Source organism: Microbacterium sp. A94 (assembly GCF_051842855.1).
Taxonomy (GTDB): Bacteria; Actinomycetota; Actinomycetes; order Actinomycetales; family Microbacteriaceae; genus Microbacterium.
The window spans coordinates 404,446-426,536 of the sequence record NZ_JBPXMU010000002.1; the positions used below are offsets into that span (position 1 = coordinate 404,446).

The following is a 22,091-nucleotide window of genomic DNA, read 5'->3' on the forward strand; positions in this document are numbered from 1 at the left end:
CACCTGGGGTCGTCTGTGAAGTTCGAAGAAGAAGTTGTTACCGGCGTTCACCGGCCGGAGTTCGCCACGCTTTTCCGTGCGGCGATCGTGGAGCGCGGGGTCACGATGACCTGGCTTCGCGAGCGTCTGGCAGACGGGGGGAATCCGATCGCGGCGGCCACGCTCAGCTATTGGCGCTCGGGCGCACGTCGGCCAGAAGGGCCACGGTCGATCGCAGCAGTCGAAGAGATCGAGTCGCTGCTCGCGCTGGAACGCGGCGCCCTGGTGTCGTTGATCGGACCCACGCACCGGGTCGGGCCGATAGGACGCGTGCAATACCCGCTGGCGCACGATCGCCTGGAACAGCTCACGGCTGAAACGTTCACCGGACTGGGGGCAGCTGTGCTCGACCCCGCACGCGACGTTTCCACCACTGCTGTCACCGAGGTCGGAGCAGACGGCTTCGTGATATCCCGCACCACCCGCACGCTGCTACAGTCAACCTCCGGAACCATCACCGACGTGCCCTATATCGATATGACCCCGGGGGCCCCCACTCCCGCGCCGCTGTTCAGCATGCTCGGGGGCGGACGCATCTCACGCCGCTACTCGCACCCGAGCGGTGAGGTACACGGAGCAATGATGGAACTCGAGCGTCCGCTGGGTCCGGCGCAGACCGCGATGATCGAATGGAAGCTGGAGTACCCGCCCGGCTACCCAGGCACCAGCGAGACCGGTCACGGCGTGGCCAGGCGGTGCCGCGACCTGATGCTGTGGACGAAATTCCATCCTGACGCGCTACCGACGTGGCTGGAAGAGGTCCAGGAGACGCCAGACGATACGACCGTGACGCCACTCTGCCTCGATGGGGCAACGGCGATCCATCAGGTACGCCAGGGGTGGGGCCCCGGGATGCTCATCCTGCGCTGGGGGTACGACGCGCGGGAGTGAGATCTGCAGGTCTGGGGAAAGCGGCGGCTACTCTCCCGTTGCGATCGGGCGCCCCGGCGTGTTCGACCACTGACTCCAGGAGCCGTGGAAGAGCTTCGCGTCTATCCCGGCCTCAGCGAGCACCAGCGCTGTGTGAGCGGCCGTGATGCCCGAACCGCAGTACGCGGCCACGGGCGTGCCATCGAGCACACCGACAGCGGCGAAGTTCCTGCGCAGCTCATCGAGGTCACGCAGCGTTCCATCCTCAGCGAGGTGCGTCGTGGTGGGGAGATTCACCGCACCCGGGATGTGTCCTGCGATGGGGTCCATCGGTTCGACCTCGCCCCGGTAGCGCTCCGGCGTACGCACATCGAGCAGCACGCCGGATGCCGGGAACTGTGCCGCCTCATCGATCGTGAGGCTGCGCCCTGCGACATCCTGCAACGTCACCGAACCGCGGGTGTACTCGGCAGATCCTGTCTCGACATCACCACCGGCCGCCAACCAGGCGGCCCAGCCACCATCGAGCACTCGCACATCGACGCCGCCCTGACGCAGCAGCCACCAGGCGCGAGCCGCCGGCAAACCGCCCGCATCGTCATAGGCGACGACGACGTCGCCGTCGTTGATGCCCCAGCTCCGCGCAGCATCCTGAACCTGCTCGGTCGACGGCAGCGGGTGTCGTCCCTCGTCGGGCCGGCCCGGCCGGGACAACTCAGATTCCAGGTCGACGTACACCGCACCGGGGATGTGTCCCTCGAGATAATCCGCTCTACGATCCGGCTGACCCAGACTCCAGCGCACGTCGAGAATGCGCACGTCGGAACTCATCAGCTCGGCCAACTCAGCCATGCTCACCATCTGTGACATACCCCCAGGTTACGGCGCTCCCGGGCCGGAGGGACGAAACACGAAAGGGCGCCGCAGCTGATCTGCTGCGGCGCCCTCCGAAGAATCCGAATTCACTCAGGCCTTGGCGTTGTCCTTCTCCTCGACCCGGTCAGCATCCTCGGTCTCGTCGAGCTCGGTCTCAGCATCCTCGATCTCGTCCTCGTCTGATTCATCCTCAGCCGAAGAATCCGAATTGAAGACACCATCCGGACGGATGAGTTCACGAACCTCAGCCATGAAGCTGTTCAGCTGCTGCTGCTGCCAGCGCAGCTGGCGCGTGCGATCTTCAGAGTCACGCAGCACATCCGTGGTGTGCCCGATGACGGTGCTGACGATCTTCTGCGCCTTCACTCGTGCCCGATCGAGCGTCTCGCGAGCACGCATCTGGGCGTCAGCCTCGATGGCGCCCGCCTGCGAACGCATCAGACGCTCATAGTCGTCGGCCTTCGCTGAAATGCGCTTGGAGTGCTCCAGCGCCGACTCCACCTGCTCGTTCGCGTCGTTGGTGATGCGCTCGGCATGAGCGACCGCCTGGTTGTGCAGGAGCAGGAACTCCTGCTGCGCCTCGTCCTGCCGGCGGGTCAGGGTCTCTTCGAACTCCAGCACGCGCGCGTTCATCTCGCGCACCTCGCGCTCAGCATCCGCACGCTGCTGGCTGGTCTCGCGGGCAACCATCGAACGCAGCGCCGCCGAGCCCTTTTCCGCCTCGGTGCGAACGGTTGCCGCTTCCTGCTCGGCCTGAACGACCTTCTCAGCAGCATGGGATGCTTCGCGCTGAATGCGTGCCTCATGGGCGGTGTACTCCGTGTCGATACGCAACCGGACCTGATCGGCGTCGTTCTGCGCCTGCTTGGTGACCCGCTGCACCTCGACGTCGAGCTCGGCGCGGCGCGTGTCTGCTTCGGCGCGGGTAGCCTCAAGCAGGCGTTCGGCCTGCACGGCAGCGTTCTGAATCAGGACCGAAGCCTGCTCCTCGGCGACGCGCAGCACTGCCTCGAACTGCAACCGCGATCCCTCAGCGTCGGCTTCGCTCTTCGGGGCGTCGACGAGCTCGCTGGTGAGCGTCACGACCTGCTGCTCAGCGTCATCCGCCTGGGCGCGAGCTGCGGCCAGTTCGGCCTCAAGCGCCGTGGTGCGCTCTGCCGCTTGAGCCTCGAGCTCCGCGATGCGCGTTTCGCTCTCGATCCGTGCGGCCTCCACCTCGGAGCGCACCGATGCAACGTCGCGGCTCACACCCGAACGCGCCTGGGCCAGTTCAGCATCCGCACGCTGCACCTGCATCCGCAGGCCGGCGATCGCAGCATCCACCTCGCCGCGGTCGTATCCGCGGAATCCGATCGTGAAGGTGCCCTGCTCGCGCGCCTGTCCCTGCGTGAGCTGATCGAAGAAATCGGCTCCCTGCTCGTCGTTGCTGTTGTCGGCGGAGTCGTTCACGAAGGAACACCTTTCTGGCGGGGCGCACCGCTCAAGCACCGAACACCGAACACCGAGGCGTCGAAGCAAGCACGAGCGGTCGCTGCGTGGGGGGAAGAGTGGAGCACAAGACTCCATTTATAAGACTAACTTGCCCGGGGATCGGCGACCAGCCCTGTTCTCCGGCGATCGCGCGAGGCATCTCACAGGGCACCCCACCGATAAACTGCCGTGCGACCCCCGATTGAAGGATTCCGCAATGCCGCGTTTTGACCTACCCCTCGAGGAGCTGCGCTCCTATCGCCCCGCCGTCGCCGAGCCCGCTGACTTCGACGACTTCTGGGAGCAGACTCTTGCGGAGTCCCGCGCCCTCGCTGAGCCGATTCAGCTCCGGCGAATCGACTCTCCGCTGCAGTCCGTCGAAGTTTATGACGTCACATTCAGCGGCTTCGGTGGAGACCCGATCGGCGGCTGGTTGCTGTTGCCAGCAGACAGTGACGAACCACTCCCCGCCGTGATCGAGTACGTCGGCTACGGCGGTGGACGGGGCCTGCCGCACGAGCGGCTCGGGTGGGCAGCATCCGGTTACGCCTACTTCCTGATGGATACCCGCGGCCAGGGCAGCAACTGGGGAACCGGTGGCGTCACGGCAGATCCACACGGCTCGGGCCCCGCGGTGCCCGGATATCTGACGCGCGGAATCGAATCTCCGCACAGCTACTATTACCGCCGCGTCTTCACCGATGCCGTGCTCGCCATCGACGCCATCCGCTCACTCGACCGTGTTGATGCGTCCCGCGTCGCGATCAGCGGCATCAGCCAGGGCGGCGGCATCGCGATCGCCGCAGCTGGTCTTTCCACCGGGCTGGTCGCTGCGATGCCCGAGGTGCCGTTCCTGTGCCACTTCGAACGGGCCGTCGGCATGACCGGACGCGATCCCTACGAGGAGATCGTCCGCTACCTGGCTGTGCAGCGCGAAGCATCCGCCACGGCCTTCGAAACGCTGTCGTACTTCGACGGCGTCAATTTCGCCAAGCGCGCGACTTCTCCGACCCTGTTCTCTGTGGCGCTGCTGGATCCCATTTGCCCGCCGTCGACAGTCTTCGCCGCCTACAACCACTGGGGCGGCTCCCGCGAGATCGTCGACTACCCCTTCAACGAGCACGAAGGCGGACAGGGCCTGCACTGGGAGAAACAGGCCGCGTTCCTCGCCGAGCAGCTCGCCGGGTGACGTTTGGTTCGTGTTCGGGGTTTCGGAGGGGGCGGGTTCTGCCCTGAGCAGAAAAACTGCCACCGCGACCGATTTCGGCGTTAGCGTGAACCATGGCCGAGATCGTCCCCTTTCCCCGCCCGCCGCGTCGTCATCAGAATGACCCGGAACCGCTCTGGCGCCAGATGCTCGGTGACCAACTGCGGCGTCGACGACACGAGCGCGAAGAGACGCTCACCGAGACTGCCGATCGGGCCGGAGTCTCACCGCAGTACCTCTCCGAGGTCGAACGCGGGCTGAAGGAGCCGTCCAGCGAGATGATCGCCGCGATCTCCGGGGCTCTGGAGACGAATCTCATCGACTTGACCAGCGCTGTGGCCGATGAGCTGCGCATGGCCGCGGTTCCGGCACCCGCTCTGGCGTTGACCGGCGCATTCAGCCTCGCCGCTTGATCGGCTCCCGGCATCCGCCTGGTGCGCCCGGCTGACCTCCCGGCATCCGCCTGTGGCGCCTGTCATCCGCCGTGTTACGGATGTCGGACGATGTTGCAGATGTCGGAGGGATTCGACGAATTCGTCCGACAGACGTGACAGCATCCGCGATCCGCAACACCGGCCGACGCCGGCAACACCGGCCGCCATCCGTAACACCGGCCATCACCCCGCCGAGCGCTCCCCCAGCACTGTGTCGATCAGTCCATATTCCAGAGCAGCGGATGCCGTAAACACCCGATCCCGGTCGGTATCGGCGCGCAGCGTCTCGACGGTGCGCCCGGTGTGCTTGGCGAGCACCGCTTCCATGTCGGCGCGCACCCGCACCACCTCGTCGGCGGCGAGGATCAGGTCGGGGATCGCCCCGCGGGACTGCCCGGCCGGCTGATGCAGCACGATCCGCGCATGCTCGAGCGCCGCACGCTGGCCCGGCGCACCGGCAGCAGCGAGAAGTGCCGCCGGACCGATTGCCTGACCGACGACCGTCGTCGCAACAGCCGGACGGATGTGCTGCATCGTGTCGTAGATCGCGAGGGCAGCTCCCAGGTCGCCGCCCTCGCTGTTGATGTAGAGCTGGACGCCGGCGTCAGGACTATCTGCGTCGAGGTGCAGGAGCTGTGCGATCAGTGCGTTCGCGACACCCGCGTCGATTCCCGTGCCGAGGTAGATGACACGTTCGGCGAGCAGGTGCGAGTAGACGTCCATGACGCGCTCGCCCCGCGGATGCTGCGCGATAACGTTCGGGATCGTATAACTGGTCATGACTTCACTCCTTCCGGGGCGGATGCCGCAGCATCCGTTCCCAACCCGACTCGCGCTCTGCGGCGGGGCAATACCTGCGCTATCGAGTCAACGATCTCGTCGATGAACCCGTATTCCTGCGCCTGTGCTGCGGTGTACCAGCGGTCATGCAGCGAGTCATCGAAGATGCGCTCGGGTGGCTGGCCGGTGTCGTCGGAGATGAGCCCGAGTACGGTGTCGCGCATGTGCCGCAGGTCATCGGCCTGCGTTTCGAGCTCCCCGGCGGAACCGCCGATCCCGGCAGATCCCTGATGCATGAGGATCCTGGCGTGCGGCAGCGCACGACGTTTGCCCTGGGTGCCGCCAGAGAGCAGGAACTGCCCCGCGCTGGCCGCCATGCCGAGCGCCAGCGTCGCGACGTCGTTGGGGATCAGCTTCATGATGTCGCGGATCGCGAGCATCGACGGCACCGAGCCGCCGGGTGAGTGGATCCACAGCGCGATGTCGGCGACGGGGTCTTCCGCAGACAGGTTCAGCAACTGCGTCATCAGCAGCGTGCCGTTGTCGTCATCCAGGGCGCCGTCGAGCACCAGGATGCGTTCATGAAACAGCGCGCGTCGGGCATCTGGGCTGAACTGTGGGGTCGGGTTTTCTTCGCTCATGCCTCCAGCGTGCGACGAGCGACAATCGCCAGGGCCCGAATCCGCCCTGAGCGGCTCTGCTGTGGGCAGAGATGTCGGGACACTTGCAGGGCCATCGAACGGATGTCGGGCCATTCACCGGCGTTTCGCCCTGCATCCGTTCGATCGCCCTGCATCCGTGCATCCCTGCATCCGCGCATCCCTGCATCCCTGCATCCCTGCATCCATCTGCCCGCCCCGGGCCAACCCGCTTGTTTTCGGTGCACCTAAAAGGTACGTTTTCGGTGTGCCTAAAAATGTACGCATCGCGGCGAGTTTTCTCGCGGTGTTCGCCGCCGGATCCGCACTGGTCGGATGCTCCGGGCCGGGCGCTCTCGATGACGATGACCGTCCGGTCGTACTGACCACCTTCACCGTCCTGGCAGATATCGCGCAGAATGTTGCCGGCGAGCATCTGCGCGTGGAATCGATCACGAAACCGGGCGCCGAGATCCACGCCTATGAGCCCACGCCCGGGGATGTGCGCAAGGCAGCCGAGGCCGACCTCATCCTCGACAACGGGCTCAACCTCGAAGCGTGGTTCGAGCAGTTCGTCGAATCGGTCGATGTTGACCACATCGTGGTCTCCGAAGGGGTGGAAGTCATCGGGATCGACTCTTCCGATGCCCCGAACCCGCACGCCTGGATGAGCCCGTCAAACGTGCAGCTGTACGTCGACAACATGGCCGAGGCGTTCGGAGAGCTCTCCCCCGCGCACGCCGATGATTTCGCCGCGAACGCCGAGACCTACAAGTCCGAGCTGCAGCAGGTGCAGGACGATCTCGCCGCAGAGCTCGCCGAGCTTCCGCAGAATGAACGGGCGTTGGTCACCTGCGAGGGCGCGTTCTCGTACCTCGGGCAGGATGCCGGACTCACCGAGGCCTACATCTGGCCGGTCAACGCCGAGCAGCAGGCGACGCCGCGGCAGATCGCCGCGGTGATCGAGTTTGTGAAGGACAATGACGTGCCGGCGGTGTTCTGCGAGTCGACCGTCTCCGACCGGGCCATGCGGCAGGTCGTCGAAGCGACGGATGCCGCGTTCGGCGGCACCCTGTACGTCGACTCCCTCTCCACCGCCGACGGCCCGGTCCCGACCTATCTGGAGCTCATCCGCCACGACGCCGACATAATCGTTGCTGGACTCACCGGCCGCACCGCCGGCGACGACGGCAACGACCCCGACGACAACACCGGCGGCGCCAGCGACCCCGACGACGGCGGAAGCAACGGCGACGGATCATGAGCGCGATCGAGGTGACCGGGGTCACGGTCCGCTACGGCGACCTGCTGGCGCTGGATGACGTGTCGCTGAGCGTCGAGGCCGGCCGCGTCACCGGGCTCATCGGAATGAACGGCTCCGGGAAGTCGACGCTGTTCAAGACGATCATCTCGCTCGTGCGTCCGGACACCGGGCAGGTGCGCCTGCACGGCGCTGATCCAGCATCCGCTCGCCGGCGCGGGCTCATCGGATACGTCCCGCAAAGCGAGGACGTCGACTGGTCGTTTCCGGTCTCGGTGCGGGATGTGGTGATGATGGGTCGCTACGGCGCACAGGGGATGCTGCGGCGAGCGCGCCCGGCTGACAGCACGGCCGTTGACGAAGCCCTCGAACGAGTGGAGCTCACCGACCTCGCCGACCGGCAGATCGGACAGCTTTCCGGCGGCCAACGCAAGCGTGCGTTCGTCGCTCGCGGGATCGCCCAGGGTGCCGACATCCTGTTGCTCGATGAGCCGTTCGCCGGTGTCGACAAGCGCAGCGAGGCGACAATCGTTCGGCTGCTGCGCGAGCTCGCGGCGGCCGGCGACACCGTGCTGGTCTCCACCCACGACCTGCACGCGCTGCCATCGCTGGCAGATGAAGCGGTATTGCTGCTTCGGCGGGTGCTGTTCCACGGCACTGTCACCGAGGCGCTGGAGCCCACCAACCTGTCGCGGGCCTTCGGATTGGAGGCGCCGTGATCCTCGACTGGATTCTCGAGCCCCTGCAGTACGACTTCATGGTGCGTGCGCTCGTGACCACCGTGATCGCGGCCGTCGTGTGCGCCCTCCTCTCCTGCTGGCTGGTGCTGGTGGGCTGGTCACTGATGGGCGATGCCGTCTCGCACGCGGTGCTGCCCGGAGTCGTGCTCGCCTACGTGGTCGGGGCACCGTTCGCGCTCGGCGCGCTGGTGTTCGGTTTTCTCGCTGTGGCGCTCATCGGGCTCATCCGTGGCACGAGCCGGGTGAAGGAGGATGCCGCGATCGGCATCGTCTTCACAACACTGTTCGCCTTCGGGCTCGTGCTGATCTCGGTCACCCCGAGCCAGACCGATCTCAACCACATCATCTTCGGCAACATCCTCGGCGTCTCCGAAGTCGATCTGCTGCAGATCATCGTGCTCGCCGCGATCGCCTTCGTCGTGCTGATCGTCAAGCGCCGGGATCTGACCCTGTATGCCTTCGATCCCACACACGCCTTCGCGATCGGGCTGTCACCGCGGATGCTGGGCGCATTGCTGCTCGGCGTGCTCGCGCTGACGGCCGTCGTCGCCCTGCAGGTGGTCGGTGTGGTGCTCGTCGTTGCGATGCTCATCATCCCCGGCGCCACCGCGCATCTGCTCACCGATCGCTTCGGACGGATGCTGGTGATCGCACCCGTCATGTCGGCACTGTGCAGCGTTATCGGCATCTACCTGAGCTACTGGATCGATGCGGCATCCGGTGGGCTCGTCGTCGTCGTGCAGGGCTGCGCGTTCGCGCTGGCGTACCTCTTCGCTCCGCACCAGGGCGTGATCGGTAAGCGACTGCGGCGGCGGGTGCGGGCGGGGCGGTAGCCGCCCACCATAGGCTGGAGAAATGCCTGTGGAACCTCTCGCCCTGCCCGCTGATGACTGGGCGACCTTCGTCGCCGAGCGCGCCGATTCCTCCCTCGCCCAAGCGCGTGAGGTCGTCGACCGCCTCAAAGACGGTGCCGATCGCACGCCGCTGGAGACGCTCGAGCTGTGGAACGTCGGCGAGACGGCGATCAGGAATGCGGCGAGCGTGACCGAGCTGCTCTCGGAGGTTCACCCGGATGCCAGCGTGCGCGCCCTCGCCGAGGATCGGATGCAGGATGCCGCGGCCCTTGTCACCGCACGCGATCAGGATCGCGCGCTGTATGAGGTGTTCGCCACTCTGGACCCCTCAGGACTCGATGCCGAAGCGGCGCGGTTGCTCGCACTCACCCTGCGGGACTTCCGCCGCGGCGGCGTGGACCGGGACGATGCCACCCGCGCCCGCCTATCTGAGATCGCGGCGCGCATCACCGTGATCGAGCAGGAGTTCTCCCGGAACGTCCGCGACGATGTGCGCAGCATCCGGATCTCCCCCGAGCGTCTCGATGGTCTCCCCGAGGACTTCCGTGTCGCGCATCCGGCCGGCGACGATGGGCTCGTCGAGATCACGACCGACTACCCGGACTTCCGACCGTTTCGCACCTACGCGCACGATCGCGCCGCGCGCGCGGAGCTCTCCCGCGCTTACGCCGCTCGCGGCTGGCCGGCGAACGATGCACTGCTGCACGAGTTGCTGGATCTGCGTCATGAGCAGGCCACGATGCTCGGTTATCCGTCCTGGCCAGATTTCGATGCCGAGACGAAGATGATCGGCACCGGCGACGCGATCGCCGAGTTCATCGACCACATCAGTGACCTGTCGGCCGATCGGGCGAACGCAGATGCCGAAGCGCTCCTGGCTCGAGCCCGACAGGATGACCCTGAAGCGACCACCATCACCAGCGCAGATTCCGACTATTACGGCGAGCTCGTGCGCCGCGAGCAGTACGACGTCGACGCGCAGGATGTGCGCGAGTACTTCGACTTCGCCCGGGTGCGGGCGGGTCTGCTCTCTGTCACCGGTCGGCTGTTCGGCCTGGAATACCGGGCGGTGGATGCTCCGGCCTGGGCAGCGGACGTCACGAGCTACGACGTGCTGCAGCGCGGCGAACGCATCGGTCGTATTCACCTGGACCTGCACCCGCGCGAGGGCAAGTACAAGCACGCTGCTCAGTTCGACCTCGTCAGCGGTGTCCGGGGTGTGCAGCTGCCCGAGGGCGTTCTGGTGTGCAACTTCCCGCGCGGGCTCATGGAGCATGAGCAGGTCAAGACGCTGTTCCACGAGTTCGGCCACCTGCTTCACCACGTGCTCGGCGGTGACCAGACGTGGGCACGGTTCTCCGGCGTTGCGACCGAGTGGGACTTCGTCGAAGCGCCGTCGCAGATGCTCGAGGAATGGGCGTGGGATGCTTCGATCCTCCGCAGCTTCGCTGTGAACCCCGCGGACGAGGCGATCCCGGCTGATCTCGTCTCCCGCATGCGCGAAGCTGCCGACTCCGACCGCGGTCGCTGGGTGCGCACGCAGATGTTCTACGCCGCCGTCTCGTACCGACTGCACCAGGAACGTCCGGCAGATCTTGACGCCGCTGTCGCAGAGCTCTCCGACCGCTACTCGGTGATCGCGCGACTCCCCGACACCCACATGCAGTCAGGGTTCGGGCATCTCACCGGCTACAGCTCCGCGTATTACACGTACATGTGGAGCCTGGTGATCGCGAAGGACATGTTCAGCGCGTTCGACCGCGACGATCTGTTCGAGCCCGGTATCGCCGGCCGCTACCGAGACGAGATTCTCGCCCGGGGTGGTGCGGCCGACGCCGCCGACCTCGTTGCGTCATTGCTCGGACGCCCGTACTCCTTCGACGCGTTCGGGAAGTGGCTCGCCGGCGAGGCCTAAGCGCCGACCCGTTCATAACTCCTGAAAAACTCGCGGTTTCGGCGGGCCAAGCGTCGATTCCGGCCAGATCGCGACCAGTTCTCAGGAGTTGTGCGCGGCGCCGGGCGCAGAGTTGGCGGCGGCAGCGGGCGCAGCGGGCGCAGCAGCAATCGCCGCGAACGCCTGTGCGAGGTCGGCGATGAGGTCGCCAGCGTTCTCGAGTCCGATCGACAGGCGCAGCACATCGGCGTCGGGTCGGGCATCCTCCGGGACCGGTCGGTGCGTGAGAGCAGCCGGATGCTGGATGAGCGAATCCACCCCGCCCAGCGACACCGCATGGGTGAACAGCTGCGTGGCGGCCGCAACAGCACTCGCCGCCGCATAACCTCCGCTCAGACGGATCGCGATCATCGCACCTGTGCCGCGCATCTGCCGATCGAGAATCCCCTCTTCATCCCCATTGAGGCCGGGGAAGAACACCTCGTCCACCTGCGGTTGATCGATCAGCCACTGCACGATCTGCTGCGCATTCGCTTGCTGCTGGCGCATCCGCACCGGCAGGGTGGTGAGACCGCGGTGCAGCAGATAGGCGCCGAGCGGATGCAGCAGGCCACCGGTCACCGCACGAACACGGCGCAGCGCCTCAGTGTGCTCCTCACTGCAGGCGATGACACCGGCGATCACATCACCGTGGCCACCGAGGTACTTCGTCGCGCTGTGCAGCGACATCGCGGCCCCGTGATCGAGGGGGTTCTGCAGAATCGGCGTCGCGAAAGTGTTGTCGACGACGACAGGCACGCCTGCGGCCGCGGCAACCACCGCGGCGATGTCGACGAGTTCGAGGGTCGGGTTCGCCGGCGTCTCCATGACCACCAGCCCGGTATCGGGGCGGATGCTGACACCGACCTCAGAGGGATGACAGTATGTCGTCTCGGTTCCGAGCAGTCCGGTGCCGAGCAGATGGTCGGTGCCGCCGTACAGCGGGCGGACGGCCACGACATGACGCTTTCCGGTCGCCGAGGTCATCGCGAGGATCGCCGCAGTCATCGCCGCCATCCCCGAGGAGAAGGCAACCGCAGCCTCGGCGTGCTCCATCTCGGCAAGGGCATCTTCGAAACGTGCGACGGTCGGGTTCCACAGACGCGCGTAGACCATGCTGCCGTCAGCAGGCGGACGCCCTCCGGTCGCCATCGCCTCGTAGGAGTCGCCGCCGCGCTCGATGTCGGGCAGCGGATTCGTCGTGGAGAGGTCGATGGGCAGGGCGTGTACGCCGAGTTCGGCGAGATCGGCGCGGCCACTGTGCACGGCGACGGTGTCGGGATGCAGGGGTGCAGTCATCCCTCCATCATTGCCCGAAACCCAATGAGAGTGCGAGACTTCGACAGTATTCGCCGAGTTTCACGTACATTCCAGAATTCTGAACGAAATACGGCGGGAGATGGAGACACCCATTGTCGAAAACACAACAGTCGGCGGCATCCCTCGATGAGATCGATCTCGAGATCCTCACAGTTCTCAGCGCCCGCGCCGACACCACGAACAAGGCGCTGGCGAAGCAGTTGGGCCTGGCCGAATCAACCTGTGCCCACCGCGTGCGGGCTCTGCGCGATCGCGGCGTGATCCGCGATGTGCGCATCCGGGTGGATGAGGCCGCTCTCGGATTCGGTCTGCAGGCGATCATCAAAGTGCGGCTGGCAAATCACACCGGCGCGAAGGTGAACGCTCTGTTCGACGCGCTCGTTGAGATTCCGCGCGTGCTTCAGGTGTTCCATGTCGCCGGCGTCGATGACTTCCTCGTGCATGTCGCGGTGAGCGATGCAGCCGCGCTCCGCGACATCGTGCTGGAGCACATCACCGTGCACTCCGTCGTCCGCGGCACCGAGACGCAGCTGGTGTTCGAGCTGCGTGACGGCCGCGGCGTGCTGCCGAACCGCTAGCGGCGCAGCTTCCGCTAGCGGCGCAGCCTCCGCTAGCGGCGCAGCAGCTTCCGCCAGCGCCGCTGCACGATGACGGGGACCGCCTGCGTGACGAGGGCGTCCACGTTCAGCGAGCTGTTGTCGGGGCCGAGGATGGCGATCGGGGTGGTGAGGGTGAGCTCGTCCGGGTCGACCGGCATCTTTGCCAGCGCGCGATGTGCGCGCACATAGGCGGGGATCAGGATCACCACAGCACCGATCCAGGCCAGGGGGTTGCTCATCGCCACGCCGCCGAATCCCAGCATGGCGCCGAGCAGAACTGCCGCTCCGACACGAGCGAAGAGCTCGACGATACCGGTGATGGTCGGGATCAGCGCCTGCCCGAGCCCCTGCAGTGCACCGCGGATCACGAAGAGCACGCCCAGCAGTGAATAGGTCGCGCCGTTGATCACGAGCATGAGGTGTGCTAGCTCGACGACCTCGTCCGATCCCTCGCCGACGAACAGGCGCACCAGGTGGGTGCCGAACGCGATCAGCACGGCCCCCAAGATCACTGACGCACCAATCGCCATCCACGTCGCCTGCACGACGCCGGCTCGGATGCGGTCGGGGCGGCGTCCGCCGAAGTTCTGCGCCACATACATCGACACGGCGAGACCGAGGGATGCCAGCAGCGCAGTTGCGAGACTGTCGACACGGGATGCCGTTGTGTAGGCGGCGACAGCCTCAGCGCCGAGCATGTTCAGGGCGACCTGGACGACGAGGGTACCGATGGCGATGATCGAGGCCTGGAATCCCATTGGCAGCCCCAGACGCAGGTGCTCGATCAGATCGGCCTTGGTGATCCTCCAGTCGGCACGGCGCACGTGCAGCGCCGGCATCCGGCGCCTCACGAACTCGAGGCACAACACGACCGAGATCGCCTGCGAGACGACAGTCGCCAGTGCCGCACCGGCGACACCCCAGCCCACCGGCCCGACCAGGATGATCACGAGCGCAACGTTGACCACGCAGGCGATGGTCAAGAAGATCAACGGCGTACGCGAGTCGCCGATCGCTCGGATGATGGCGGACAGGTAGTTGAAGAACATCGTCGCGCCACCGCCGAGGAAGCTGATCTGCGTGAACAGCGCAGCCTCCGCCAGAAGTTCCGGCGGGGTCTGCATGAGCACCAGTACCGGCTCCGCCAGGAGGGGCCCCGCAACGGTGATGATCACACTGGCGATCGCGGCGAGCACGGTGCCGGTGGCCACCGAACGGCGGACAGCGTCGTGGTCTTTCGCGCCGAAGGCCTGGGCGGTCGGGATCGCGAAACCACTCGTCATGCCCCAGGCGAATCCGAGCAGCAGAAACAGCAGCGACCCAGTCGCCCCGACCGCGGCAAGCGAGTTCACACCGAGCTCGCGGCCGACAACGATCGTGTCGACCACCTGATAGAGCTGCTGGACGACGTTGCCGATGAGCAACGGTACGGAGAAGGCGAGGATGACGCGCCACGGGCGGCCCGTGGTGAGAGTGGTGGCCATGCGGAGTAGAGGACTTCCGGAACGCGAGAGGACAGGTCAGAGCGCCGAGAACCGGCGGAGCATCAGCTTATCGAATCGATTCGGTTCCGGAAGCCGGTTCCCGAAATCCGTTCCCGCTGGGGCTATGCGGCGAGAGCCGGCTGTGCTCCGGGGGCTGCGTTCGAGGCAGCAACTGTCGCAGTCGTTGCCGTTGGAATACTCGTTTGCGTAGCCGTTGTCGCAGCCGTTAAAGCACTCGCAACCACTGGCGTCGTCGCAGATGGCGCCGCCGTCGGGACGGGGGCAGGTCGCGCCTGCCGCACCGGCTCCGGAGGCGCAGCGAACGCATTCACAACTCCCCGCAGCAGCCCTCCGGCCACAAGCGCCACGATGAGCGCTCCGACCGAGATCAACGCAGGAATCCACATCCCGGCAAAGCCGGAGGCGAGACTCAGCATGGCCCCGACCAGCCAGACCGCGACGGCCCCACCGCTGGCACCGGCCGCGCCGCGCGCCAATGCGATCGCCGCGACGATCGCACACAGCACCGCGATGGCGACACCGACGTAACCGATCGGCAGGAAGAACTCTGCCAAATCACGAAACACACCTATAGACGACATTTTGACCCCCCGGTCATCCTCCGTGAACTCAACACTACGCAGGGCCGCAGACAACAGCATCCACCGCAAGGATGATGTTATTCAAACGGTGCACGCCCGCCGAACGCGTGTGAGAAGGAGCATGATGGAGAGGTGGCCGCACCTCTTTCTGAACTGACCAGCATGCCGGATGCCCAACTCGTCTATGCCGCAGACGGCACCCGCCTCGCCACCTATTCCTGGGGAGACTTCGACGCCCCCACGGTCGTGATCGTGCATGGTTTCGCATCAAACACCCGCGACAACTGGGTGCTGACCGGGTGGATCCGCGACCTCAGCACTGCGGGCTACCGCGTCATCGGCATCGATCAGCGCGGTCACGGCAACAGCGACAAACCGCACGATCCTGATGCCTTCGCGGTTCGCACCCTCGCCACCGACATCGAAACGGTGATGGACACCTACCTCGTGGAGGATGCGCGCTACGTCGGATACTCGCTCGGCGCACGGGTGGGCTGGGAAGTCGTGCGCGATCTGCCGCAGCGCATCAGCCGGGCAGTCCTCGGCGGAGTGCCGGACGGCATCCCGCTCGAACGGCTCGACATCCCCCAGGTGCGCGCATACCTCGACCACGGCGAACCTGTTCAAGACATCGCCACCCGTAACTACGTGAAGCTGACCGAGCGGGTGGCATCCAACGATCTGCATTCACTCCTGGCGCTGGCTGAGGGCATGCGCCGATCTAGCACCGTCGACCCGGACCCCACGACGGCACCCACTCAGCCCCTGCTGTTCGCCACCGGATCGCAGGATGCTGTGCTCGAAGGCTCCCGGCAGATCGCCGCCCAGGCACCGGATGCCCGATTCTTCGAGATCCCCGGGCGTCACCACTTCAACGCGCCAGGGTCGCGTGATTTCCGCAACGCCGCACTGGAGTTCCTCGCAGCGAGTTGACGATGCCCACCGGACGCAGCGTCCAGGTCTACGCTCAAGACATGTCCACTGTCATCCCCGCCATCATCGCCACCTCCGCCACTGATCCGCTCGTTCCCGGCACGATCGAACGCCGCGACGTGGGCCCGGATGATGTGCGCATCGACATTCGCTGGGCCGGTATCTGCCACTCCGACATCCACACCGTGCAGGGCGACTGGGGGCCCCAGCAGTACCCGCTGACCGTCGGTCACGAGATCGTCGGCACCGTCGCTGAGATCGGATCCGAGGTGACGAAGTTCGCCATCGGCGACCGCGTCGGAGTCGGCTGTCTGGTGGGCTCCTGCGGCGAATGCGCGAACTGCGCGGCGGGCGAAGAGCAGCACTGCCTGAAGGGTGCGATCGGCACCTACGGCGCCACCGACGTCGATGGCACGATCACCCAGGGTGGCTACGCCACATCGGTCGTGGTCACCGAAGACTTCGTGCTGCGGGTGCCGGAGTCGATCCCGTACGAGAAGGCTGCTCCGCTGCTGTGCGCCGGCATCACCACGTACTCGCCGCTGCGGCACTGGAACGCAGGCCCGGGCAAGAAGGTCGCCGTGATCGGACTCGGCGGGCTCGGCCACATGGCCGTCAAGATCGCACATGCAATGGGCGCCGAGGTCACCGTGCTCTCACGCTCGGAAGCCAAGAAGGATGACGCGCTGAAGCTCGGCGCCGACCACTACTTCGCGACCGAGGATCGCGAGACTTTCCGCACGCTGCGGAACTCATTCGACCTCATCATCAACTCTGTTTCCGCCTCGATCGACATTGATGCGTACCTGAAGCTGCTGGCACTGAACGGCACGCTCGTGAACGTCGGCGCCCCCGCCGAGCCGATGTCGGTGCGCGCGGGGACGCTGATCGGCGGACGCCGCTCGTTCGCCGGCTCTAACATCGGCGGCATCGCCCAGACGCAGGAGATGCTCGACTTCTGCGCTGAGCACGGCATCGCCCCTGAGGTGGAGATCACCTCGGCCGATCAGGTCAACGAGGCCTGGGCGCGCGTGCTCGCCGCTGACGTTCGATACCGCTTCGTCATCGACATCTCAACGATCAGCTGACACCCACGGCACCGAACCGCTGCGCAAGCAGGCGACTCCACCGGTTCGCGGGCAGTGCCGGGTGCAGCAGCGCGATGCCGATGCAGTACTTCGACATGCTCACCTCACGGATGCCCAATTCGGCGAGCGCACGATCGGATACGCCGCGACCGTCGGCTGACTTCGTTTCGACGACGATGAGATCGGGTCCATCGATGCGTTGATCCGTGTCCGCGTAGCTGAGCTCCACATCGCACGTGACGCGCTCGCCGTCGATCGGACTGACGAACGTGCCGCGTGTGTAGGTGCTCTCCAGCACCGGTCCGAGTTCCGGCATCCGCTCGCCATATTCTTCGGCCAGCACATTTCCCAAAAACTCGGTGTTCGCCGGGGTCAGCCGACCCGCATCCTGCATGTCCTGTTCTCGACGGTGCTTCACCGTCGCACCACGCGCCCCTTTCGTCTTGATCTCGAACATCGTCAGTCCGGTATCGGCGTAGGTGCGCGAGCGCACCTTGTAACGGCGCCTGCGCCCCTGCCGATGCGCGCGATATTGCGCCAGGTCGTGCGTGTCGAAGTACACCGATTCGTAGCGGAAGGTGCGCAGCCCATCGATCTCCATGATCCGGAATGCATCGCCCAACCGCGCCGCGAATGCCGTGAACTCCTCGGGCCTCAGCAGGAACTTCCGGTCGACGCGGGTCTGCAGGGCGGCCTCTGAGACGACCTCACCCAGTCCGATGGGCTCTCGAGCCTTCACGGCGTCCTCCAGCACGGCGCGGGAACGCGATAGGAGAGCTTTCATCGGGACAGCACTGCCTGTTCCGCGTGGCTGCGCACAGTGAGTTCCGGTCCGGTCAGCTCAGCGGCATCGACGAAACCCTTCTCTTCCTCATGCCGGCAGGCGACATGGGAGCGGAAGCGCACATCCACGACGGTGAGATCACGCACCATGTCGAGCTCCATCACGATGGTGCGCAGCACCTGCGCGTCCAGGAGAGTCTCCAGCGCCTGGATCAGGTCTTTCTTCAGGGGGTACGCGCGCTCCAGGGTCACCGTCTGCCGCTCGGTGCGGATGGCGAAGCGCGGGTGGTCCGCGAGGAACATCACCAGCACCAGCGCAGCGGTCGCGGTCGGCGCGAGCCACGCGGGATCGGGATGCAATCCGTTCACCAGTCCGATGGCCAGCGAGATGAAGTAGTAGGCGACCTCTTCCTGGGTGAGGGTGTCAGAGCGCAGCCGGATGATCGACAGAATGCCGAAGAGTCCCAGCCCGAGCCCCATCCCGGCCCCGCTGCCGGACAGGAGCAGGGTGACGGCGAAGATTCCCATGCTGAGGGCGATGTAGGCCAGCACAAGATCGCGGCGGAAGTGTCGGCGGAAGTAGACGACATAGACGAGGACCGTCATTCCGACGATGTTTGAGGCCAACCCCAACCAGAGTGACAACATGAGTTTCCCTTCCCTGAAGCGCGAGGGCGCTTCGTTCTTATATGAACGTTAGGGAAACGGCGTAAGTCGCACAGGAGAACGGGATGAGAACTCTCTCATCATCCCGAATCAGCCCCGTCAGATCGCTGTGAAGCTGCGGGGAGAGGCCTCTTAGTCGCTCTCTTCAACCCGGCGCGGAAGCACCCATCCGGCGCGCGGGAAGTGGCAGGTGTAACCGTTCGGGTAAGTGATCAGGTAGTCCTGGTGCTCCGGCTCCGCCTCCCAGAAGGGGCCTTCGGGCTCGATCGTGGTGACGGCTTTGCCTGGCCAGAGACCGGATGCATCGACGTCCGCGATGGTCTCGCGCGCGATCTGCTCCTGCTCAGGGCCGAGTGGGAAGATCGCCGAGCGGTAGCTCGAACCGATGTCGTTGCCCTGACGGTCAAGGGTGGACGGGTCGTGGATCTGGAAGAAGAACGCCAGGATGTCACGGAACGTCGTCGCCTCCGGATCAAAGACGACCTCGAGCGCCTCGGCGTGACCGGGGTGATTGCGGTAGGTCGCGTGGTCGTTGTCGCCGCCGGTGTAGCCGACGCGGGTGGAGAGCACACCCGGCTGGCGACGGACGAGGTCTTCCATGCCCCAGAAGCAGCCTCCAGCGAGAACCGCTGTTTCAGCGCCGGGGGTGCGGGTGATGGTGCCAGTGTCAGTGTCAGTGTCAGTCATGGTGAACGCTCCTTGTCGTTTAACCAGTCTGACGCAATTCGGGAGGGGCAGACGCGTCTGCCCCTCCCGAATGATCAGATACCGCTCAGCTCAGCAGAATCCACGGGCTCATGCCGACACGGTCGGCAGTGCCACCGGTGCCACCTTCGTGTCGATCACCGCGGCCTTGGCACCGTTGGCGGCAGCCACCTCGAGCACAGCAGGAGCAGCGGTTTGCGCCTGCACGTCCGCAGCGGTGAGCGTAACCGTCACCGGGTCGAGCTCGATACTCGCTCCCGCGGCGATGGCACCAAGTTCGACGCCGTCTGCGGTCACGGCATCCAACGCGACGTTGCCGTCGTTGGTGAGGGTGCGAGTCCAGGTGACGGTGTCGCCCTCTGCAGCGAACCCGTTGCCGTCCGCGTCATCCCACATGCCTTTCACCGTGACCGTGAGGTGCGGGTTGCGCGCGATCACATCGACTTCGCCGGCGGCGACGGTGATCTCCTGGTTCGACTGCCCGGCCGCCTGCACGCTCCAGGTCGTGTCGCCGACGAAGTAGCCGCGATCGATGTCCTGCTGGGTGACGGTGTGGCGCGGAGTCGAGCAGGTGTATCCGTCCCCGGCCGGCAGAGCGCGGTACCGGCAGTTGCCCGCACCGGCCGGCAGGAACGGCGAGAAGGCACCGGCTGTCGGCACGACCGCGGCGGTCACCGGCGACGTGCTGTCGACCCGGAACGAGTACGGCACCTGCTCGCCGACCGCGTAGGGATCGGTGGCGAGGTCACGGTCGGTGTCTGTGCGATCGCCGGTGATCGTGGCATCCAGAACACCGTCGCGCAACAGCACAGGAGCACCCTCGTGCGACACGGTCACAGCCGCGACGGATCCGTCCACCGGAGCGACCGTGAACGAGAACGACGGCGTGAACCAGCCGCGGTCGATGTCTTCCTGCGTCAACGTGCGCGTGGGTGTGTTGCAGTTGTACGCGTCGTAGGCCGGCAGATTCTTCCAGCGGCACGCCGTCGGTGCGAAACCGTTGGTGAACGCGCTCTCCGCCGGCGTCACGATCGTCGCCTCGTTCGAAGTGCTCACCACGCGCGTGCGGAACGACAGCACGTCGCCCGCACGGTAGGGGTCGGCGATGATGTCGCGAGCCGCCGACGTATTCGTCAGGCTCAGCGTCGCGCCGAGTATCGATTCGCGCGGCAGCACCATCGTCGCCGTGGTCTGGCTGACCCGGCCATCGGATGCGGTGAAGGCCGCCTGCAGCTTCTGCATGTTGGATGCCCCGGCGGGCGCGGTGAGCTCGACATCGACGGTGACGCTGGCGCCGGGCGCGAGGTTGTCGATCAGCGCGTCGGATGCCGTCCATCCGGTTCCGACGAAGAACGAGGCCGTACCGCTGAGAGGCTCGGCCTCCTGGTTGGTCACGGTGACGGGCACGGCGGTAGCGACACCGGGTTCGAGCGTCGCCTGCGGCACAGACAAGGGTGCGCACACCGCGTTCAGCCAGGCCTCGTCGAATGACGAGAACTGCATGGTGTTGGTGTACCCGGCCTCCCACAGCACGCCGATGCGGCCGTCGCCGATCGCGGTGGCGGTGGAGTATCCGAAGGTGCCGGTCTCGATCGTCCGAAGCCCCGGCCAGGTCTCGCCGTCGTCGCAGGAGAGGCGCACACCGCCGTTGGCCCGAGCGGTCGTGCTGTTCGAGTTCGTGAACAGCAGCTTCTTCGCGTCGGCGCTCCCCTGGGCGGCGTCCGGGTGCAGACGCGTGATCGAGGCGTTGTTCGTGGGATCGGGCAGCTCGGCATCACGGGCGACTGCACCGTAGGTCACGCCGCCGTCCGTGGAGATCGCGACCTTGCGCTGCGTGCCGCGGGCATTGTCGCGCGAGTTGAGCATGACGCTGCCGTCGGAGAGTTCGACGACCTTGTTCTCATCCATCGCGTTGCCGGTGTACTCGCCACGCTGCCAGGTCGCGCCGTGGTCATCGGAGTAGACCGAATACGCCTGGATGAGGGTGGAGCCGTTCGCCTGGCGGATCTCGCCGGCGTACTGCTGAATGAGGCGGCCCGCGTGCTCGCCGTATTTCAGTTGGATGCCCTCACCGGAGCTGGCGAAGGCGCCACGGACGTCGCCGGCGACCGGGCTGTACACGCCGTTGCTGGTCGTGCCGTTCGAGGTCTTGACGACGTCGGAGATCAGTCGCGGTTCACTCCAGGTGAGCCCCTGGTCATCGGATTGGATCACAGCGGCGCTCATGACCTGGCGGTTCGCGTCGTCGTTGCCGTAGACGCTCCCCCAGAAGCCCTGATCCTTCGAGTAGACGAAGAACGCGAAGACGCGGCCCGTCTCGTGATCGACGACGTAGCTCGGATCGGAGTAGCCGTGCCGGGGTGCGGCCGTCTGCCCGGCCGCGATGATCTGCAGATCGCTCCAGGTCTGGCCGTTGTCGGTGGAGCGGCGCTGGATGATCGAGTTCGGATTCGGCGAGTCGGCAGCACTGCCGGGTCGCGCGTCCCAGGATGCCAGGATCACTCCGTCGCCCAGGTGGGCGAGCGCGGGGATTCGGTAGAAGAAGTTGTCCGCAGTGCGGTCCGCGCCGATGTTCTGCTCGGAGTAGCTGCCAGGGGCAGAGGTCGGATCGGTGAGGTAGCCGGGGGCGGCTGCGGCGTGGGCCGCGGATACGGGGAACACGAGCGCGAGAGCGACAGCACCTGCTGTGCAGACTCGGGCAAGCGAACGCCTGCGGGAGGAGCGGGGGCGATAGTGCATGGACAGACCTTTCTGTACGTGCGAGGTAAGACATCTGATGTCAGATGCTCATACTGTAGCGAGAACGGTC

21 protein-coding genes are annotated in these 22,091 nt (G+C 66.0%); 10 read left to right on the plus strand and 11 right to left on the minus strand.

The window, feature by feature from the left end:
- The first annotated feature begins 15 nt into the window (after positions 1 to 15).
- Positions 16 to 930: a hypothetical protein gene (locus ACSU1L_RS07810; RefSeq protein WP_439255322.1), complete on the plus strand. Its 915-nt coding sequence runs from the start codon at positions 16 to 18 to the stop codon at positions 928 to 930.
- A gap of 27 nt (positions 931 to 957) precedes the next feature.
- On the opposite strand, the gene ACSU1L_RS07815 is transcribed toward ACSU1L_RS07810, so the two are convergent.
- Both ACSU1L_RS07815 and ACSU1L_RS07820 read right to left on the minus strand, forming a co-directional pair.
- On the minus strand, positions 958 to 1,779 hold the full coding sequence (locus ACSU1L_RS07815; RefSeq protein ID WP_439255323.1) for a sulfurtransferase: 822 nt from the start codon (positions 1,777 to 1,779) through the stop codon (positions 958 to 960).
- 96 nt (positions 1,780 to 1,875) lie between these two features.
- A complete protein-coding gene (locus ACSU1L_RS07820) occupies positions 1,876 to 3,234 on the minus strand; it encodes a cell division initiation protein (protein ID WP_439255324.1) in 1,359 nt (452 codons plus the stop codon).
- Positions 3,235 to 3,472: 238 nt separating this feature from the next.
- On the opposite strand from ACSU1L_RS07820, the gene ACSU1L_RS07825 reads away from it, so the two are divergent.
- Positions 3,473 to 4,444, plus strand: coding sequence for an acetylxylan esterase (locus ACSU1L_RS07825; protein WP_438253771.1), 972 nt, complete (start codon positions 3,473 to 3,475; stop codon positions 4,442 to 4,444).
- A gap of 92 nt (positions 4,445 to 4,536) precedes the next feature.
- On the plus strand, positions 4,537 to 4,875 hold the full coding sequence (locus ACSU1L_RS07830; protein ID WP_439255325.1) for a helix-turn-helix domain-containing protein: 339 nt from the start codon (positions 4,537 to 4,539) through the stop codon (positions 4,873 to 4,875).
- 204 nt (positions 4,876 to 5,079) lie between these two features.
- Here ACSU1L_RS07830 and ACSU1L_RS07835 read toward each other — a convergent pair whose 3' ends face one another.
- Both ACSU1L_RS07835 and ACSU1L_RS07840 read right to left on the minus strand, forming a co-directional pair.
- A complete protein-coding gene (locus tag ACSU1L_RS07835) occupies positions 5,080 to 5,676 on the minus strand; it encodes a ClpP family protease (RefSeq protein ID WP_439255326.1) in 597 nt (198 codons plus the stop codon).
- Positions 5,673 to 6,317 (minus strand): ClpP family protease, encoded by a 645-nt coding sequence (locus ACSU1L_RS07840; protein WP_439255327.1) that lies wholly within the window; start codon positions 6,315 to 6,317, stop codon positions 5,673 to 5,675. Before ACSU1L_RS07840 ends, ACSU1L_RS07835 begins: the two co-directional genes overlap by 4 nt.
- 265 nt (positions 6,318 to 6,582) lie before the next feature.
- On the opposite strand from ACSU1L_RS07840, the gene ACSU1L_RS07845 reads away from it, so the two are divergent.
- Genes ACSU1L_RS07845 through ACSU1L_RS07860 form a run of 4 tightly spaced genes read left to right on the plus strand, consistent with a single transcriptional unit; the run spans position 6,583 to position 11,084 of the window.
- A complete protein-coding gene (locus ACSU1L_RS07845) occupies positions 6,583 to 7,578 on the plus strand; it encodes a metal ABC transporter substrate-binding protein (protein WP_439255328.1) in 996 nt (331 codons plus the stop codon).
- On the plus strand, positions 7,575 to 8,294 hold the full coding sequence (locus ACSU1L_RS07850) for a metal ABC transporter ATP-binding protein (RefSeq protein WP_439255329.1): 720 nt from the start codon (positions 7,575 to 7,577) through the stop codon (positions 8,292 to 8,294). The genes ACSU1L_RS07845 and ACSU1L_RS07850 overlap by 4 nt, the downstream gene beginning before the upstream one ends.
- 38 nt (positions 8,295 to 8,332) lie before the next feature.
- Positions 8,333 to 9,148, plus strand: coding sequence for a metal ABC transporter permease (locus ACSU1L_RS07855; protein ID WP_439255599.1), 816 nt, complete (start codon positions 8,333 to 8,335; stop codon positions 9,146 to 9,148).
- 22 nt (positions 9,149 to 9,170) lie between these two features.
- Positions 9,171 to 11,084, plus strand: a complete 1,914-nt coding sequence (locus ACSU1L_RS07860; protein ID WP_439255330.1) for a M3 family metallopeptidase — start codon at positions 9,171 to 9,173, stop codon at positions 11,082 to 11,084.
- A gap of 81 nt (positions 11,085 to 11,165) precedes the next feature.
- Here the strand turns inward: ACSU1L_RS07860 and ACSU1L_RS07865 are convergent, their stop codons facing one another.
- On the minus strand, positions 11,166 to 12,401 hold the full coding sequence (locus ACSU1L_RS07865; RefSeq protein ID WP_439255331.1) for a trans-sulfuration enzyme family protein: 1,236 nt from the start codon (positions 12,399 to 12,401) through the stop codon (positions 11,166 to 11,168).
- A gap of 113 nt (positions 12,402 to 12,514) precedes the next feature.
- On the opposite strand from ACSU1L_RS07865, the gene ACSU1L_RS07870 reads away from it, so the two are divergent.
- Complete coding sequence (locus ACSU1L_RS07870) at positions 12,515 to 13,000, plus strand: Lrp/AsnC family transcriptional regulator (RefSeq protein ID WP_438253763.1); 486 nt, start codon at positions 12,515 to 12,517, stop codon at positions 12,998 to 13,000.
- Between the two features lie 32 nt (positions 13,001 to 13,032).
- Here ACSU1L_RS07870 and ACSU1L_RS07875 read toward each other — a convergent pair whose 3' ends face one another.
- Both ACSU1L_RS07875 and ACSU1L_RS07880 read right to left on the minus strand, forming a co-directional pair.
- A complete protein-coding gene (locus ACSU1L_RS07875) occupies positions 13,033 to 14,505 on the minus strand; it encodes an MATE family efflux transporter (RefSeq protein WP_439255332.1) in 1,473 nt (490 codons plus the stop codon).
- A gap of 122 nt (positions 14,506 to 14,627) precedes the next feature.
- On the minus strand, positions 14,628 to 15,092 hold the full coding sequence (locus ACSU1L_RS07880; protein WP_439255333.1) for a hypothetical protein: 465 nt from the start codon (positions 15,090 to 15,092) through the stop codon (positions 14,628 to 14,630).
- A 147-nt stretch (positions 15,093 to 15,239) separates the two neighbouring features.
- On the opposite strand from ACSU1L_RS07880, the gene ACSU1L_RS07885 reads away from it, so the two are divergent.
- Positions 15,240 to 16,040, plus strand: coding sequence for an alpha/beta fold hydrolase (locus ACSU1L_RS07885; protein WP_439255335.1), 801 nt, complete (start codon positions 15,240 to 15,242; stop codon positions 16,038 to 16,040).
- Between the two features lie 41 nt (positions 16,041 to 16,081).
- A complete protein-coding gene (locus ACSU1L_RS07890; RefSeq protein WP_439255337.1) occupies positions 16,082 to 17,128 on the plus strand; it encodes an NAD(P)-dependent alcohol dehydrogenase in 1,047 nt (348 codons plus the stop codon).
- Here ACSU1L_RS07890 and ACSU1L_RS07895 read toward each other — a convergent pair.
- The 4 genes from ACSU1L_RS07895 to ACSU1L_RS07910 form a co-directional block, all read right to left on the minus strand.
- On the minus strand, positions 17,121 to 17,912 hold the full coding sequence (locus ACSU1L_RS07895; RefSeq protein WP_439255339.1) for a polyphosphate polymerase domain-containing protein: 792 nt from the start codon (positions 17,910 to 17,912) through the stop codon (positions 17,121 to 17,123). The genes ACSU1L_RS07890 and ACSU1L_RS07895 overlap by 8 nt on opposite strands.
- Positions 17,909 to 18,517 (minus strand): DUF4956 domain-containing protein, encoded by a 609-nt coding sequence (locus ACSU1L_RS07900; protein ID WP_439255341.1) that lies wholly within the window; start codon positions 18,515 to 18,517, stop codon positions 17,909 to 17,911. The genes ACSU1L_RS07895 and ACSU1L_RS07900 overlap by 4 nt, the downstream gene beginning before the upstream one ends.
- A 192-nt stretch (positions 18,518 to 18,709) precedes the next feature.
- Positions 18,710 to 19,264 carry a peptide-methionine (S)-S-oxide reductase MsrA gene (gene msrA / locus ACSU1L_RS07905; RefSeq protein WP_439255343.1) on the minus strand — a complete coding sequence of 185 codons (555 nt, stop codon included), beginning with the start codon at positions 19,262 to 19,264 and terminating at the stop codon, positions 18,710 to 18,712.
- 108 nt (positions 19,265 to 19,372) lie between these two features.
- Positions 19,373 to 22,021 (minus strand): exo-alpha-sialidase, encoded by a 2,649-nt coding sequence (locus ACSU1L_RS07910; protein ID WP_439255345.1) that lies wholly within the window; start codon positions 22,019 to 22,021, stop codon positions 19,373 to 19,375.
- Positions 22,022 to 22,091 lie beyond the last annotated feature (70 nt).

Bases quoted from the DNA above. Each gene is read 5' to 3' on its own strand.
- ACSU1L_RS07865 (WP_439255331.1), bottom strand. From the start codon at position 12,401: ATGACTGCACCCCTGCATCCCGACACCGTCGCCGTGCACAGTGGCCGC.
- msrA (WP_439255343.1), bottom strand. From the start codon at position 19,264: ATGACTGACACTGACACTGACACTGGCACCATCACCCGCACCCCCGGC.
- ACSU1L_RS07855 (WP_439255599.1), top strand. From the start codon at position 8,333: ATGGTGCGTGCGCTCGTGACCACCGTGATCGCGGCCGTCGTGTGCGCC.
- ACSU1L_RS07850 (WP_439255329.1), top strand. From the start codon at position 7,575: ATGAGCGCGATCGAGGTGACCGGGGTCACGGTCCGCTACGGCGACCTG.
- ACSU1L_RS07895 (WP_439255339.1), bottom strand. From the start codon at position 17,912: ATGAAAGCTCTCCTATCGCGTTCCCGCGCCGTGCTGGAGGACGCCGTG.
- ACSU1L_RS07840 (WP_439255327.1), bottom strand. From the start codon at position 6,317: ATGAGCGAAGAAAACCCGACCCCACAGTTCAGCCCAGATGCCCGACGC.
- ACSU1L_RS07815 (WP_439255323.1), bottom strand. From the start codon at position 1,779: ATGTCACAGATGGTGAGCATGGCTGAGTTGGCCGAGCTGATGAGTTCC.
- ACSU1L_RS07825 (WP_438253771.1), top strand. From the start codon at position 3,473: ATGCCGCGTTTTGACCTACCCCTCGAGGAGCTGCGCTCCTATCGCCCC.
- ACSU1L_RS07910 (WP_439255345.1), bottom strand. From the start codon at position 22,021: ATGCACTATCGCCCCCGCTCCTCCCGCAGGCGTTCGCTTGCCCGAGTC.
- ACSU1L_RS07860 (WP_439255330.1), top strand. From the start codon at position 9,171: ATGCCTGTGGAACCTCTCGCCCTGCCCGCTGATGACTGGGCGACCTTC.
- ACSU1L_RS07875 (WP_439255332.1), bottom strand. From the start codon at position 14,505: ATGGCCACCACTCTCACCACGGGCCGCCCGTGGCGCGTCATCCTCGCC.
- ACSU1L_RS07830 (WP_439255325.1), top strand. From the start codon at position 4,537: ATGGCCGAGATCGTCCCCTTTCCCCGCCCGCCGCGTCGTCATCAGAAT.
- ACSU1L_RS07890 (WP_439255337.1), top strand. From the start codon at position 16,082: ATGTCCACTGTCATCCCCGCCATCATCGCCACCTCCGCCACTGATCCG.
- ACSU1L_RS07900 (WP_439255341.1), bottom strand. From the start codon at position 18,517: ATGACGGTCCTCGTCTATGTCGTCTACTTCCGCCGACACTTCCGCCGC.
- ACSU1L_RS07835 (WP_439255326.1), bottom strand. From the start codon at position 5,676: ATGACCAGTTATACGATCCCGAACGTTATCGCGCAGCATCCGCGGGGC.